The following is a 13,313-nucleotide window of genomic DNA, read 5'->3' as shown; positions in this document are numbered from 1 at the left end:
CCGCATCCGCCGGCCGGAAAGCAGCCGCGAAGCCATGAGGGGTTCCAGCGCAGGCGAACGCCGGAACCCCTCTTTCCCGGCAAGCGCAGCGCCACACCATCGCGCGCCCCACGGGATCAGGATCCGGCCTTCTGGCCGTGTCGCGCCACTGATAGCCCGGCAGGCCGCGGCAAGGCAAAGCCCGATTGCCCTGCATTTTAGCCGAACCCGCTTCATCTCCTCTGCGGGCCGCGCTAGGTTCGGACATTCCGGTCACGACAAGGAGGTCTCATGGTCCAGCGTCTTCATCTCGTCTTTGGCGGCGAACTGATCGACCCGCAAAGCACGCAGTTCCGCGACACCGACGACATTCACGTCGTCGGCATCTTTCCGAACTACGAACGCGCCTACAACGCCTGGAAAGCCGAGGCTCAGCGCACCGTGGACAGCGCCGAGACACGCTATTTCATCGCCCATCTGCACCGGCTTCGCGACGAGGAAACGCCGGTCAGCCCGACCGAGGAACTTGGCGGCTGATGCGGGGTCCGGGGCTAGGCGGGCTGGGTCTGTGGCTGCATCTGCGTGGCCCGTCCCGGCGGACCACCGACTCCCCCTCGCTGCCGCCCCTGACAGAAGGCCAGGCACTGATCCTGCACGTCTCGGAGGGACACGAAAACGCCGCCCAGCAGATCCGCACCCGGCTGAACGCGACGCGGCGCGATGTCCGGATCCTGACCATCGGCCAGGACGGGATCGCCGATCCCGGCCGTGATCGCGGCGCCGCCGAGGCGCTGATCGCGGCGGCAAGGCCGGGCTGCCTGCTGCTTCTGGGTCCGGATCTGCCGGGCGCATTGATCACCGCCGCGGCACGCGACGGCGTCCCGGTCATCCTGGGCGAGGCAAGACTGGACCCGCAGGATATGGGCTGGACGCTGCGCGCGGCGATGCGGCGTGAACTTCTGCGTCGAATGCAGACGATCCTGCTGACCGATCCCGGCAGCCACGAGATTGCCAGAGAGATGGGGCTTGATCCGGCGCGGCTGACGATGACCGGGCCGGTGGCGGCGATCCACGAACCCCTGCCCTGCGCCGAATCCGAACGCGAGGCCATCGCGCAGTTGGTGCGCGGGCGGCATTCATGGCTGGCCGCCGCAATCCCCGAAAACGAGGATGAGGCCGTGTTGCAGGCGCATCTGGCTGCGCTGCGGCAATCGCATCGGGCGCTGCTGTTCTGGGCCCCGCGCGATCCGCGCCGCGCCGGGGCGCTGGCCGAACGGATCGAGGCGGCGGGCCTCAATGTCGCCCGCCGCGACCAGGACGAGGACCCGACCGACGAAATCCATGTGATGCTGACCGACGGGCTGGCCGAGATGGGCCTGTGGTATCGCCTTGCCCCGGTCTCCTATCTGGGCGGCACGCTGCACGGCGACGACGCCGCCGCACGACATCCGTTCGAACCCGCAGCCCTTGGTTCGGCCATTGTCCACGGCCCGGTCACGGGGCGGCATCCGACCGAATGGCAGCAACTGGACGGGGCCGGCGCGGCGCGGCAGGTCGCGAATGCGGCCGGTCTGGCGGCGGCGATGGCGGAATTGTCGCAGCCCGAACTGATCGCGGCGCTGGCCCGGAATGCCTGGACCGTCAGCACCGGCGGCGCGGACGTGACGCTGCGCATCTGCCAGCCCGTCCTGGCAGCCCTCGACGCGGCGCCGGAAGGCACGGCAGACCGGCCGGCCCGGGCGACCGCACCATGAGCCGCGCACCGGACTTCTGGTATCTGCGCCCGCCAACGCCGCTTGCGCGGCTGCTTTCGCCGCTGGGCGCGGTTTACGCACGCGAAACCCGGCGCAGGCTGGCGGGCAAGGCGCGCCTGCGCCTTGACATCCCGGTAATCTGCGTCGGCAACCTGAACGCGGGCGGCACCGGCAAGACGCCGACCGTCATTCACCTGCAACAGCATCTTCTGGGACTGGGGATCGACGCCCATGTCGTCTCGCGCGGCCATGGCGGCCGGGCCAAAGGACCGCTGAGGGTTGACGAGCGGCGTCACGATGCCGCCCTGACCGGCGACGAGCCCCTGCTGATGGCGGCCTTCGGCCCGGTCTGGGTGGCCGATGACCGGCAGGCAGGCGGGCGGGCGGCCTGCGCGGCAGGGGCGCAGGCGATCATTCTCGATGACGGCTTCCAGGATCCGGCGCTGGCGCATGACCTGGCCATCGTCGTGGTCGATGCGGCACGAGGTTTCGGCAACGGGCTTTGCCTGCCCGCCGGCCCCCTGCGCGAACCCGTGGTCCGGGGTCTTGCCCGCGCCGATCTGCTGCTTTCCATCGGCGATGCCGCGGCACAGGACCGCTTTGTCCCGCCGCCGGATGCTCCGCCCCATCTGCGCGGATCGCTGGCGCCGCTGCAGACCGGGATCGACTGGCAGGGACACCGCGTCGTGGCCTTCGCCGGAATCGGTCATCCCGAGAAATTCTTTGCCACGCTGGCCTCTCTTGGCGCCTCCATCCTGCGGGCCGAGGCACTGGACGATCATCAGCCTTTCACACCGGCCCTGCTGACCCGGCTGGAAACCGAGGCGCGGATGCGCGGCGCGCAACTGGTCACGACGGAAAAGGATGCCGCCCGGCTGCCGCGCGATTTCCGGCCCCGGGTCATGGCGCTGCCGGTGCGACTGGCGTTGCAGGATCCGGCCTTGCTGGACACGGCGTTGACGCGCCTGTTTCCCGGCTGAGCCCGGCCCGCCTTTGCAATTCCCGCGAGGATGCCGATATAGGATGCGAACGCCCGGAACGGGCCTTCCGAGGAAAGGAACCGCATGTCCCGCAACGCGATGCAACGGCTCAGCTTCTACCTGCTGGTGCTTCTGGCGCTATACGCCTCACTGGCCGGCGCGGCCTGAGGAGGGCGGAACATGGCGCGGAATTTCGGGGGGCGGTTTTCGCCGGACGGGCAGCGGCGCGACCGCCAGGGCGACCGGCCGGATCAGCCGCGCGGCGCGATGCGGCACCGGCTGGAATCGCGGCCGAAATGGGTCACGATCGGCGCCGCACCATTTCTGATCACCGCATTCTTCCAGCCCCCGGTCCAGATGGTCGCCGGGCTCGCCGCCTTTGGCCTGATCGCCTGCGCGATGTGGCTGACGCGCGAGGGGCTGCGCGCCGAAGCCGCCTATGACGTGCGTCGCAAGGCACGCCGGCCCGCCATCCCGCGCAAGCTGTTCGGGGGCGTCCTGGCCGGCCTGGGCCTGGGCCTGGGCGCGGCCGAACCGGGCGCCGGGGCCGGCGCTGCGCTGATCGGCGTCACCGGGCTGGCGCTGCACTGGCTGGCCTTTGGGGCCGACCCGATGCGCGACAAGGGCATGTCCGAGGGCGAGGATTTCCAGCAGACCCGCGCCGAGCGGATGATCGAGGAAGGCGAAGCCTATCTGGCGCAGATCGACCAGGCCATGCTGCGCCTTGGTGATCGCGGACTTCAATCGCGCGTGGCGCGCTTTGCGGGGACGGTGCGCGATCTGTTCGACCGGGTGCGCAGCAATCCCGGCGATCTGTCGGCAGCGCGGCGCTATCTGGGCGTCTATCTGATGGGCGCGCGCGACGCGACCGAGAAATTCGCGGCTCTCTATGCCCGCAGCCGCGACCCCGCCACGCGCACCGCCTATGAGGCGTTTCTCGACGATCTGGAACGCGATTTCAGCGCCAAGGCCCGCAAGCTGCTGGAGGGCGACCGCGCCGATCTGGAAATCGAGATCTCGGTTTTGCGCGACCGGCTGGCCCGCGAAGGCGTGGCCAGCCCGGATCGCCCGAACCTGACCGACTCGGCGCAGTTTCTGGACGACCTGCTGCGCGATCCGGCCGACAGGACGCGCTGACTGCCGATGCCCCGCTTTGCCCTGCTGATCGAATATGACGGAGGCCCCTTCGCCGGCTGGCAGGCGCAGGCCGACCAGCCCTCGGTCCAGGGCGCCGTCGAAGCCGCGCTGGCCAAGCTGGATGCCGGCTTTGCCACGGGCGCGCGGATCGCGGCGGCAGGCCGCACCGATGCCGGCGTTCATGCGACCGGACAGGTCGCCCATGCCGAACTGCTGCGCGACTGGGACGCTTTCCGTCTGGCCGAGGCGCTGAATTTCCACCTCAAGCCCGCCCCCGTGGCGGTGCTGGCGGCAAAGCGGGTGGCCGAGGATTTTCATGCCCGGTTCTCGGCCACGGAACGGCGCTATCTGTTCAGACTGATCGCCCGCCGGGCACCGATGACGCATGACCAGGGCCTTGCCTGGCGCGTCCTGAAACCGCTGGACACGCGGGCCATGCGCGAGGCCGCCGCGCATCTGATCGGTCAGCACGATTTCACCACATTCCGGTCCTCGATCTGTCAGGCCAAGAGCCCACTGAAAACGCTGGACGCGATCGGCATCGACGAAATCGCGATCCCCCATGGCCGGGAATACCGTTTCACCCTGCGGGCGCGGTCTTTCCTGCATAACCAGGTGCGCTCCATTGTCGGCACGCTGGAACGGGTGGGCGCGGGTTCATGGCAGCCGGAGCGCGTGGCCCGGGCATTGGCGGCGCGCGACCGCGCGGCCTGCGGGCCTGTCTGTCCGCCCCATGGATTGTATCTGACGGGCGTCGGCTATCCCGGCGATCCCCTGTTCGGGATCTAGGCGCGACCGCGCCGGCGCGGGCGCTCGTCCTTCCTGGTCAGCACGATCTTGACCGTGGACCACAGGATCCACAGATCCAGGCCGAAATCGCGGTGGCGCTGGTAGATCAGGTCGATCTTCAGCTTGACCGGCAGGCAGCGGCGATAATAGGCGGCCTCGGTCGCGGCGGCGGATTTGCAGCGTGCGAGGATCCGGTCCTCGTGCCGATGATAGATAAGCGTCGCCAGCCCGGTCACGCCCGGACGGCTTTTCAGCACCTGCGCGTAAACTGCGGGGAAACGTTCGACATATTCGCGCAGCGGCGGGCGCGGGCCGACGAAGCTCATGTCGCCGCGCAGGATGTTGAACAACTGCGGCAATTCGTCGATCCGCGTGCGGCGCAGGAAATGGCCCAGGGGCGTGATGCGCCAGTGCTTGTGCGCGCCGGTGGCGCCGAAATCGTCCTCTTCCGTGGTCATGGTGCGGAATTTCAACTGCGTGAAGGACTGGCCCGGCGCGCGCATCCGGTGCGCGGTATAGAAAATCGGACGCCCCTGCACGATCAGCAGAAGAAAGGCCATGACGGCCATCACCACGGACAGCGGAATCATCAGCATCAGCGCCAGTGTCACATCGAACAGACGCTTGCGGCGCGGCATGGGCTTCATGCCGCTGTCGCGGGCCTGACCCAGGAACCAGGCCATCTTGGACCCGGTCAGCGTCGCAAGCTGGGCCGCTTCTGCCTTGTCCCAGTCGTGATGGATCGTCACAACGCGCCTGCCCGTCGGATTGCCTCAATCGGTCCGCGGTAACACATCCTTCCGGACAAGGAAACCAGACTGACGCATTCCCGCCGAATGACTTGCACTAGCATGGCAGTTCGGCCACTGTCCGCCCAGAGAGCCACCGATCAGAGCCCCATGCGCAAGTTCCTTGTCCTTCTCGATGACAGCCGCGAATGCCTGAACGCGATGCGTTTCGCGGCGATGCGCGCCGCTCATACCGGCGGTGCCGTGGTGATCCTTTCGGTCATTCCGGCGGCCGATATCCAGCACGGATTCGGCGTCGCCGATGTCATGCGCGCCGAGGCGCACGAGCGGATCGAAGCCCATTTCGAGGTCTTCGCCAAATGGATGCGCTCGCGCCCCAAGGTCGAGCCGGAACTGGTCATCCGCGAGGGCGATCCGGCCGACGAACTGATCGCCCAGCTTGCGGATGATCCCGAGATCGGCATCGTCGTGCTGGGCCTGAACCCGGACAAGGCGGGGCCGAACCCGGTGCTGAACAGGCTTTTGCGCGAGGCCAGCAACCTGCCCTGCCCGATCACCATCGTGCCCGGCGACATCTCCAAGGAGCGGCTGGAGGCGATCACCTGAGCCGGCTTGCTTGACCCGGACAGGCCGCATCGCCATATCATGCGGAAAGGAGCGCGCCCCATGTTCATCCAGACCGAAACCACGCCCAACCCGGCGACCCTGAAATTCCTGCCCGGCGAAACCGTCCTGGGCAGCGGCACCGCGGATTTCCCGACGCCTGAATCCGGCGCGAAATCGCCTTTGGCCCGCCGCATCTTCGCCATCGAGGGTATCGCCGGCGTTTTCCTGGGCCGGGATTTCGTGACCGTCACCAAGGTCGAGGATCAGCCCTGGGATCATCTCAAACCCTCGATCCTGGGCGCGATCATGGAGCATTTCCAGTCCGGCGCCCCGGTGATCGAGGGTGAGGCCCCCGAAAGCGCCGGTCATGCCGCGCATGACGGCCCGGATTCCGAGATCGTGGTCCAGATCAAGGAATTGCTGGATACCCGTGTCCGCCCGGCGGTGGCGCAGGATGGCGGCGACATCACCTTTCACGGATTCGACCGGGGCGTGGTCTATCTGCACATGCAGGGGGCTTGCGCGGGTTGCCCGTCCTCGACCCTGACGCTGAAGATGGGGATCGAGAACCTGCTGCGCCACTATATCCCCGAGGTGATCGAGGTCAGGCCCGTTGCCTGAGGGGATTGCCCTGGGCTTCGACACATCGGCCGCGCATTGCGCGGCCGCTTTGCTTCGGGGCGACCGGGTGCTGGTCCAGCATCATGAAGCGATGGCCAGGGGACAGGCCGAACGGCTGTTTCCGCTGCTGGAACAGCTGCTGGCCGAGGCGGGACTGAACTGGCACGATCTGGATGTCATCGGCGTCGGCACCGGGCCCGGCAACTTCACTGGAATCCGGGTGGCGGTTGCGGCGGCGCGCGGACTGGCCCTGTCGCTGGGCATTCCGGCCCTGGGCGTCGCCGTGACCGAGGCTGCGGCCCATGGCCTGCCCCGACCCTGCCGCGTCGTGATCCCTGCGCGGCGCGAGCAGGTGATCTGGCAGGATTTCGGCACCGGCGCGGCGGATGATGCGGGGGGCCGGCCGCAGCAAGCTGCGGCCGGCGCGCTGCCGCCCGGCCCCGCGCCGGCTGCGCCGGCAATCCCGCTGGCCGAGGCCATTGCGCGTCTGGCGCTGGAGCGCCGCGACAGTCCCGCCCAGCCGCGCCCCGCGCCGATCTATCTGCGTCCGGCCGATGCCGCCCCCCCGCGCGAGGCGGGATTGGTCATTCTGGAAAGAGAATGACACCCGACCGGCTTGCCGCGCTGCACGCGCGCTGCTTCGTCGCCCCGCGCCCCTGGTCGGAAACCGAGTTCCGCGCTCTGCTGGACATGCCGGGCGCCTTCCTTCTGCTTCGGCCCGATGCGTTCCTTCTGGGTCGCAGCATCGCGGGCGAGGCCGAATTGCTGACCCTCGCAGTCGCGCCCGAGGCGCGGCAGCGGGGCGTGGGACGCGCCCTGACGCAGGATTTTGCCGCAACGTCACGCCGCCTGGGCGCCGGCACCGCCTTTCTGGAAGTGGCCCATGACAACATCGCCGCCCGCGCACTGTATCATGCGTCAGGCTGGCGTGATGCGGGGCGCAGGCGCGGCTATTACGCGCCGGGCCTGGATGCGATCCTGATGCGTCTCGACCTTGCCGCGCCCCAAGAACCCGGTTGACCGGCTCTGCCCGATGCGCCCTAATCGGCCCATTCGGCGGGCGGCTTGAATCGCCTGCCCCAACAGGAAGAGGTTCTGGCATGAATCTGATGAAAACGCTGATGGCGGGCTCGGCCGTCATGGCCTTGACTGCGGGCGCGGCCCTGGCCGAACCGGCCCTGATCTACGATCTGGGCGGCAAATTCGACAAGTCGTTCAACGAGGCCGCCTATAACGGCGCCAAACGCTGGGTCGAGGAAACCGGCGGCTCCTACAAGGAACTGGAGATGCAGTCCGAGGCGCAGCGCGAACAGGCGCTGCGCCGGCTGGCCGAAACCGGCGCCAATCCGATCGTGATGACCGGCTTTGCCTTCGGCGACGTGCTGAACAAGGTCGCGCCCGATTATCCCGACACGAAATTCGCGATCATCGACATGGTCGTGGATCAGCCCAACGTGCAATCGGTCGTCTTCACCGAGGAACAGGGCAGCTATCTGGCCGGGATGATGGCCGGGATGGCCTCGAAATCCGACATCGTGGGCTTTATCGGCGGCATGGACATTCCGCTGATCCACAAGTTCGAATGCGGCTATGCCCAGGGCTTCAAGGCCGTGAAGCCCGATGGCAAGGTGCTGATCAACTATACCGGCACAACGCCTGCGGCATGGAACGACCCGGTGAAGGGCGGCGAACTGGCCAAGGCGCAGATCAGCCAGGGCGCGGACGTGATCTATGCTGCCGCCGGCGGAACCGGCATCGGCGTGCTGCAGGCGACGGCGGATGACGGCAAGCTGGGCATCGGCGTGGACAGCAACCAGAACTACCTGCATCCGGGTTCGATGCTGACCTCGATGGTCAAGCGCGTGGACAACGCCGTCTACGACGCCTTCACCGCCGGACCCGATCTGGAGCCCGGCGTCAAGGTCATGGATCTCAAGGCCAATGGCGTGGGCGTCGCCATCGACGACAACAACAAGGATCTGGTCACCGCCGAGATGCAGGCCGCGGTGGACGACGCAACGGCCAAGATCGCCTCGGGCGAGATCAAGGTCCACGACTACATGACCGACAACGCCTGCCCGGTCGAGTAGCAATGGCCATGACGGCACAAGACGCAGGGGGGCGGCCGGAGACGGCTGCCCCCTACGCCATCGAGCTGAAGGGGATTTCGAAAGCCTTCGGTCCGGTGCAGGCGAACAAGGATATCGATCTGCGCGTTGCCAAGGGCTCGATCCACGGCATCATCGGCGAGAACGGCGCCGGGAAATCGACGCTGATGTCGATCCTTTACGGCTTCTACAAGCCCGACCGGGGCCGGATTCTGGTCAATGGCGAACCGATCGCCATCGCCGACAGCCAGACCGCCATCCGTGCCGGCATCGGCATGGTGTTCCAGCATTTCAAACTGGTGCAGAATTTCACGGTTCTGGAAAACATCATCCTCGGCGTCGAGGACGGCCGCCTGCTGCGCCCTTCGCTGGCCAAGGCGCGCGGCGTGCTGAAGCAACTGGCCCACGAATACGAACTGAACGTCGATCCAGACGAAACAATCGAGGAATTGTCGGTCGGCCATCAGCAACGGGTCGAGATCCTGAAGGCGCTGTATCGCCAGGCCGATATCCTGATCCTGGACGAACCGACCGGCGTTCTGACCCCGGCCGAGGCGGACCATCTGTTCCGCATCCTCGAGGGACTGAAGGCCGAGGGCAAGACGATCATCCTGATCACCCACAAACTGCGCGAGATCATGGACATCACCGACACCGTCTCGGTCATGCGGCGCGGCGAGATGGTGGCCTCGGTCAGCACCGCCGAGACCAGCCCCGAGGCGCTGGCCGAACTGATGGTGGGCCGCAAGGTGCTGCTGAACGTGGACAAGACCCCTGCCCGGCCCGGCGCCCCGGTGCTGGAAGTGCGCGATCTGCACCTGATCGACCACGAGGGCGTGGAGCGTCTTCGCGGCATCAGCTTCGACATCCGTGCAGGCGAGATCCTGGGGATCGCGGGCGTGTCCGGCAACGGCCAGACCCAGCTTCTGGAATTGCTGGGCGGCTATCCCGAAAAGGGCGCCAGGGTCAGCGGCGCGATCCGCATGAACGGAGAGGCGCTGGACCTGACGGGTGCCGGTTCCGACGCGCGGACGCGGCGCAGGCGCGGCATCGGCCATGTGCCCGAGGATCGGCAGACCGAGGGTCTGATCATGGATTTCACCGCCTGGGAGAACATCGCCTTCGGCTATCACGACAAAGCCGAATACCAGAAGGGGTGGCTGATGGACAATGACGCCATCCGCCGCGATGCCAAGAAATACATGGAAGATTTCGACTGCCGCCCGCGCAATTGCGACCTGGCCGCACGCGATTTTTCCGGCGGCAACCAGCAAAAACTGGTGGTGGCCCGCGAGCTCGAGCGCAATCCCGACCTGCTGCTGATCGGCCAGCCCACGCGCGGCGTCGATATCGGCGCCATCGAATTCATTCACAAGCGGATCATCGAGTTGCGCGACGCGGGCAAGGCGGTCTTGCTGGTCAGCGTCGAATTGGACGAGATCCTGTCGCTGTCCGACCGCATCGCAGTCATGTTCGATGGCCGCATCATGGGCGAGCGGCTGCCCGATCAGACCACGACGGGCGAGCTTGGCCTGCTGATGGCCGGCGTGACCGATACCGAACATCACGCCGCCGAAGATGGCATCCCGCCTGAACACAGGCATGTCGATGACCTGCCGGACGAGACCGCGAACGGGGGGCCGCGCTGATGGACAAGATGCCGAAATGGGCCGACGTGATCCTGACGCCGCTGATTTCGCTGGTTCTGGCCATGGCGATTTCGGCCCTCGTGATCCTGGCCATCGGCGAAAGCCCCGCCGCGGCCCTGAAGACGATGGTCGATGGCGCGCTTGGATCCAGCTATGGCTGGGGCTTCACGCTGTATTACACGACGAATTTCATCTTCACCGGCCTTGCCGTCGCGGTGGCCTATCACGCGCGCCTGTTCAATATCGGCGGCGAAGGTCAGGCGATGATGGGGGGGCTGGGCGTCGCGCTGGTCCTGCTGTCGGTGCCGCTGCCTCACTGGCTGCTGGCCCTGCCCGCCGCGATGATCGGCGCGGCCCTGTTCGGCGCGGCATGGGCGCTGATCCCGGCATGGCTTCAGGCGAAGCGCGGCAGTCATATCGTGATCACCACGATCATGTTCAACTTCATCGCCGCGGCCCTGCTGAATTATGTCCTGGTCAACATCCTGCGCCCGGTCGGCAGTATGGACCCGGCCTCGGCCCGGTTCCCTGAAAGCACCTATCTTCCGGCGCTGACCGACATCGCCGCGGCGATCGGAATCCAATGGGGCAAGAACACGCCGGTCAACATCACCTTCCTGATCGCGATCCTGGCCTGCCTGCTGGTCTGGCTGCTGATCTGGCGGACGCGCCTGGGATACGAGATCCGCGCCCTCGGCCGGTCCGAGCCGGGCGCGCTCTATGCCGGCATCAGCCCGGTGCGCATCATCGTGATCGCGATGCTGATCTCGGGCGGTCTGGCGGGACTGATGGCGATCAACAACGTCATGGGCGAAAGCGAAAGGCTGGTGTTGAACGCGGTCGAGGGTGCGGGCTTCATCGGCATCGCCGTGGCCCTGATGGGCCGCAACCATCCTTTCGGTGTCTTTCTGGCCGCGCTTCTCTTCGGCTTTCTTTATCAGGGCGGAGGGGAACTGGCGCTGTGGACCAGTATCCCGCGCGAATTGATTGTCGTCATCCAGGCGCTGGTGATCCTGTTCACCGGCGCGCTGGACAACATGGTGCGGATGCCGCTGGAGCGGATGTTCCTCGCGCTGCGCAAGCGGAGGGCTGCATGATGGATTTCAACACCGTCCTGCAGATCCTCGACAGCGCCGTGCGGCTGATGACGCCGCTGCTGCTGGCCTGCCTGGCGGGGCTTTATTCCGAACGATCCGGCGTGTTCGATATCGGCCTTGAAGGGAAGATGCTGATGGCCGCCTTCACCGCCGCCTCGGTCGCCTATGCGACGGGCAGCGCATGGCTGGGCCTTCTGGCCGGTATCGGCGGGTCGATGGCGATGTCGCTGATCCACGGCCTCGCCTCGATCACCTTCATGGGAAACCAGCTGATTTCCGGTGTGGCGATCAATTTCCTGGCTTCGGGGATGACCGTTCTTCTGGGCCAGAAGATTTTCGGCCTCGGCGGACGGACGCCGTCGCTGCAAGGCGCCGCCCGCTTTCAGGAAATCACCCTGCCGCTGGCCGATACGCTTGGTCAGGTGCCGGTCATCGGACCGATCTATGCGCAGCTCATTTCGGGACACTCGATCCTGGTCTATGTGGCCTTCCTGGCAGTGCCGCTGACCTGGTGGGTGCTGTTTCGCACCCGTTTCGGCCTGCGCCTGCGCGCGGTGGGCGAAAACCCCGCCTCGGTCGATACGGCCGGCGTGTCGGTGACGCGGCTGCGCTATGCCGCCATCGGCATCTGCGGCGTCCTGACCGGCATCGCCGGCGCCTATCTTGCCACCAGCCTCTCGGCGGGCTTCGTCAAGGAAATGACGGCGGGGCGGGGGTTCATCGCGCTGGCGGCGCTGATCTTTGCCAAATGGCGGCCCTGGGGGGCGCTTGGCGCGACCTTCCTGTTCGGGCTTCTGGAAGCCATCGCCAACCGCTATCCCAATCTGGATCTCGGCATCGTCACGGTGCCGTCGATGTTCATGAACGCGCTGCCCTATATCCTGACCGTGATCATCCTCGCGGGCTTTGTCGGTCGCGCCATCCCGCCCCGCGCGGGCGGAGAACCCTATGTCAAGGAACGCTGAACTTGCCGCCCTGATCCGGTCGCGCGCCGGTGCGGCGGCGCCCGAATACGGCTTCATCCTGGGCTCTGGCCTCGGCCACCTGTCGGCGCAGGTAGACGGCACCGCCATTCCCTATGACGAACTGCCGGGCTTTCCCCATGCGGGCGTATCGGGCCATGTCCCGCACCTGGTGATCGGCGATCTCGAGGGGCGCCGCGTCGCGGTCTTCGGGGGACGCGCCCATTACTACGAATCGGGCCGCGCGGATGCGATGCGTCTGCCGCTGGAGGTGCTGGCCGAGCTTGGCTGCGACCGGCTGATCTTGACCAACGCGGCCGGATCGCTGCGCCCCGACATTCCGCCCGGCGGGTTGATGCTGCTGAACGACCATATCGCCTTTGCCGGGACCAACCCCCTGATCGGAGAAGGCACCGATGCCCGCTTCGTGCCCATGACCCGGGCGCATGATCCCGAAATCCGCGCCGGACTTGGCGCCGCGGCGCGCGACGAGGGTGTCGATCTGCCCGAGGGCGTCTATTGCTGGTTCTCGGGCCCCAGCTTCGAAACCCCCGCGGAAATCCGCGCCGCGCGGACGCTGGGCGCCGACGCAGTCGGCATGTCCACGGTGCCGGAAATCATCCTGGGACGGTTTCTCGGGCTGCGCTGCGCGGCGATTTCGGTCATCACCAATATGGGCGCGGGCCTGTCGGACGAGGCGATCAGCCACGAACACACCAAGGCCATGGCCCCGCAGGGCGCCGCGAAACTGGAGGCGGTGCTGCGCCGCTTCCTGCGCGATCGGCACGGATGACATTTTGCCATTCCGGTTCCGGGCGCGACGTTCTGCGCCGGCACAACGGCAGGGGTCGCGGCGGCTTTCATATCCCCGTCGCCCTGCCA

General features: G+C 67.0%; 15 protein-coding genes. 14 read left to right on the top strand and 1 reads right to left on the bottom strand.

Annotated elements, in window-relative coordinates:
* Positions 1-270 precede the first annotated feature (270 nt).
* The 5 genes from AC13CR_RS16690 to truA all read left to right on the top strand — a co-directional run bounded on the left by AC13CR_RS16690 (position 271) and on the right by truA (position 4,639).
* The gene (locus tag AC13CR_RS16690) at positions 271-516 is read left to right on the top strand and encodes a DUF4170 domain-containing protein (RefSeq protein WP_292954331.1); all 246 of its coding nucleotides are present in this window, start codon (positions 271-273) and stop codon (positions 514-516) included.
* Positions 516-1,733 (top strand): 3-deoxy-D-manno-octulosonic acid transferase, encoded by a 1,218-nt coding sequence (locus AC13CR_RS16685; protein ID WP_335662162.1) that lies wholly within the window; start codon positions 516-518, stop codon positions 1,731-1,733. Before AC13CR_RS16690 ends, AC13CR_RS16685 begins: the two co-directional genes overlap by 1 nt.
* Positions 1,730-2,713, top strand: coding sequence for a tetraacyldisaccharide 4'-kinase (gene lpxK, locus AC13CR_RS16680; protein ID WP_482900703.1), 984 nt, complete (start codon positions 1,730-1,732; stop codon positions 2,711-2,713). Before AC13CR_RS16685 ends, lpxK begins: the two co-directional genes overlap by 4 nt.
* Before the next feature lie 180 nt (positions 2,714-2,893).
* Entirely contained in the window at positions 2,894-3,850 is a 957-nt protein-coding gene (locus AC13CR_RS16675; RefSeq protein ID WP_292954340.1) for a 5-bromo-4-chloroindolyl phosphate hydrolysis family protein, read from the top strand.
* A gap of 6 nt (positions 3,851-3,856) precedes the next feature.
* Positions 3,857-4,639 carry a tRNA pseudouridine(38-40) synthase TruA gene (gene truA, locus AC13CR_RS16670; protein ID WP_292954343.1) on the top strand — a complete coding sequence of 261 codons (783 nt, stop codon included), beginning with the start codon at positions 3,857-3,859 and terminating at the stop codon, positions 4,637-4,639.
* On the opposite strand, the gene AC13CR_RS16665 is transcribed toward truA, so the two are convergent.
* A complete protein-coding gene (locus tag AC13CR_RS16665; protein ID WP_414692153.1) occupies positions 4,636-5,277 on the bottom strand; it encodes a sugar transferase in 642 nt (213 codons plus the stop codon). The genes truA and AC13CR_RS16665 overlap by 4 nt on opposite strands.
* Positions 5,278-5,538: 261 nt before the next feature.
* On the opposite strand from AC13CR_RS16665, the gene AC13CR_RS16660 reads away from it, so the two are divergent.
* The 9 genes from AC13CR_RS16660 (at position 5,539) to AC13CR_RS16620 (ending at position 13,224) form a co-directional block, all read left to right on the top strand.
* Complete coding sequence (locus AC13CR_RS16660) at positions 5,539-5,994, top strand: universal stress protein (protein ID WP_292954572.1); 456 nt, start codon at positions 5,539-5,541, stop codon at positions 5,992-5,994.
* Between the two features lie 60 nt (positions 5,995-6,054).
* A complete protein-coding gene (locus AC13CR_RS16655; RefSeq protein ID WP_292954349.1) occupies positions 6,055-6,615 on the top strand; it encodes a NifU family protein in 561 nt (186 codons plus the stop codon).
* Positions 6,608-7,219 (top strand): tRNA (adenosine(37)-N6)-threonylcarbamoyltransferase complex dimerization subunit type 1 TsaB, encoded by a 612-nt coding sequence (tsaB, locus tag AC13CR_RS16650; protein WP_292954352.1) that lies wholly within the window; start codon positions 6,608-6,610, stop codon positions 7,217-7,219. Before AC13CR_RS16655 ends, tsaB begins: the two co-directional genes overlap by 8 nt.
* Positions 7,216-7,635 carry a GNAT family N-acetyltransferase gene (locus tag AC13CR_RS16645; RefSeq protein WP_293014549.1) on the top strand — a complete coding sequence of 140 codons (420 nt, stop codon included), beginning with the start codon at positions 7,216-7,218 and terminating at the stop codon, positions 7,633-7,635. The genes tsaB and AC13CR_RS16645 overlap by 4 nt, the downstream gene beginning before the upstream one ends.
* An 80-nt stretch (positions 7,636-7,715) precedes the next feature.
* Complete coding sequence (locus AC13CR_RS16640; RefSeq protein ID WP_292954358.1) at positions 7,716-8,705, top strand: BMP family lipoprotein; 990 nt, start codon at positions 7,716-7,718, stop codon at positions 8,703-8,705.
* An 8-nt stretch (positions 8,706-8,713) separates the two neighbouring features.
* Positions 8,714-10,372: an ABC transporter ATP-binding protein gene (locus tag AC13CR_RS16635; protein ID WP_292954361.1), complete on the top strand. Its 1,659-nt coding sequence runs from the start codon at positions 8,714-8,716 to the stop codon at positions 10,370-10,372.
* Positions 10,372-11,469: an ABC transporter permease gene (locus AC13CR_RS16630; protein ID WP_292954364.1), complete on the top strand. Its 1,098-nt coding sequence runs from the start codon at positions 10,372-10,374 to the stop codon at positions 11,467-11,469. Before AC13CR_RS16635 ends, AC13CR_RS16630 begins: the two co-directional genes overlap by 1 nt.
* Complete coding sequence (locus AC13CR_RS16625) at positions 11,469-12,434, top strand: ABC transporter permease (RefSeq protein ID WP_292954575.1); 966 nt, start codon at positions 11,469-11,471, stop codon at positions 12,432-12,434. Before AC13CR_RS16630 ends, AC13CR_RS16625 begins: the two co-directional genes overlap by 1 nt.
* Positions 12,418-13,224 (top strand): purine-nucleoside phosphorylase, encoded by an 807-nt coding sequence (locus tag AC13CR_RS16620; RefSeq protein WP_446238282.1) that lies wholly within the window; start codon positions 12,418-12,420, stop codon positions 13,222-13,224. Before AC13CR_RS16625 ends, AC13CR_RS16620 begins: the two co-directional genes overlap by 17 nt.
* Positions 13,225-13,313 lie beyond the last annotated feature (89 nt).

The organism is Paracoccus sp. L-17, assembly GCF_056857655.1.
The sequence above is the reverse complement of the archived record's forward strand: the minus strand, read 5'-3'. Positions and strand labels throughout refer to the sequence as shown.

Bases quoted from the DNA above. Each gene is read 5' to 3' on its own strand.
- AC13CR_RS16690 (WP_292954331.1), top strand. From the start codon at position 271: ATGGTCCAGCGTCTTCATCTCGTCTTTGGCGGCGAACTGATCGACCCG.
- AC13CR_RS16685 (WP_335662162.1), top strand. From the start codon at position 516: ATGCGGGGTCCGGGGCTAGGCGGGCTGGGTCTGTGGCTGCATCTGCGT.
- lpxK (WP_482900703.1), top strand. From the start codon at position 1,730: ATGAGCCGCGCACCGGACTTCTGGTATCTGCGCCCGCCAACGCCGCTT.
- AC13CR_RS16675 (WP_292954340.1), top strand. From the start codon at position 2,894: ATGGCGCGGAATTTCGGGGGGCGGTTTTCGCCGGACGGGCAGCGGCGC.
- truA (WP_292954343.1), top strand. From the start codon at position 3,857: ATGCCCCGCTTTGCCCTGCTGATCGAATATGACGGAGGCCCCTTCGCC.
- AC13CR_RS16665 (WP_414692153.1), bottom strand. From the start codon at position 5,277: ATGCCGCGCCGCAAGCGTCTGTTCGATGTGACACTGGCGCTGATGCTG.
- AC13CR_RS16660 (WP_292954572.1), top strand. From the start codon at position 5,539: ATGCGCAAGTTCCTTGTCCTTCTCGATGACAGCCGCGAATGCCTGAAC.
- AC13CR_RS16655 (WP_292954349.1), top strand. From the start codon at position 6,055: ATGTTCATCCAGACCGAAACCACGCCCAACCCGGCGACCCTGAAATTC.
- AC13CR_RS16645 (WP_293014549.1), top strand. From the start codon at position 7,216: ATGACACCCGACCGGCTTGCCGCGCTGCACGCGCGCTGCTTCGTCGCC.
- AC13CR_RS16640 (WP_292954358.1), top strand. From the start codon at position 7,716: ATGAATCTGATGAAAACGCTGATGGCGGGCTCGGCCGTCATGGCCTTG.
- AC13CR_RS16635 (WP_292954361.1), top strand. From the start codon at position 8,714: ATGACGGCACAAGACGCAGGGGGGCGGCCGGAGACGGCTGCCCCCTAC.
- AC13CR_RS16630 (WP_292954364.1), top strand. From the start codon at position 10,372: ATGGACAAGATGCCGAAATGGGCCGACGTGATCCTGACGCCGCTGATT.
- AC13CR_RS16625 (WP_292954575.1), top strand. From the start codon at position 11,469: ATGGATTTCAACACCGTCCTGCAGATCCTCGACAGCGCCGTGCGGCTG.
- AC13CR_RS16620 (WP_446238282.1), top strand. From the start codon at position 12,418: ATGTCAAGGAACGCTGAACTTGCCGCCCTGATCCGGTCGCGCGCCGGT.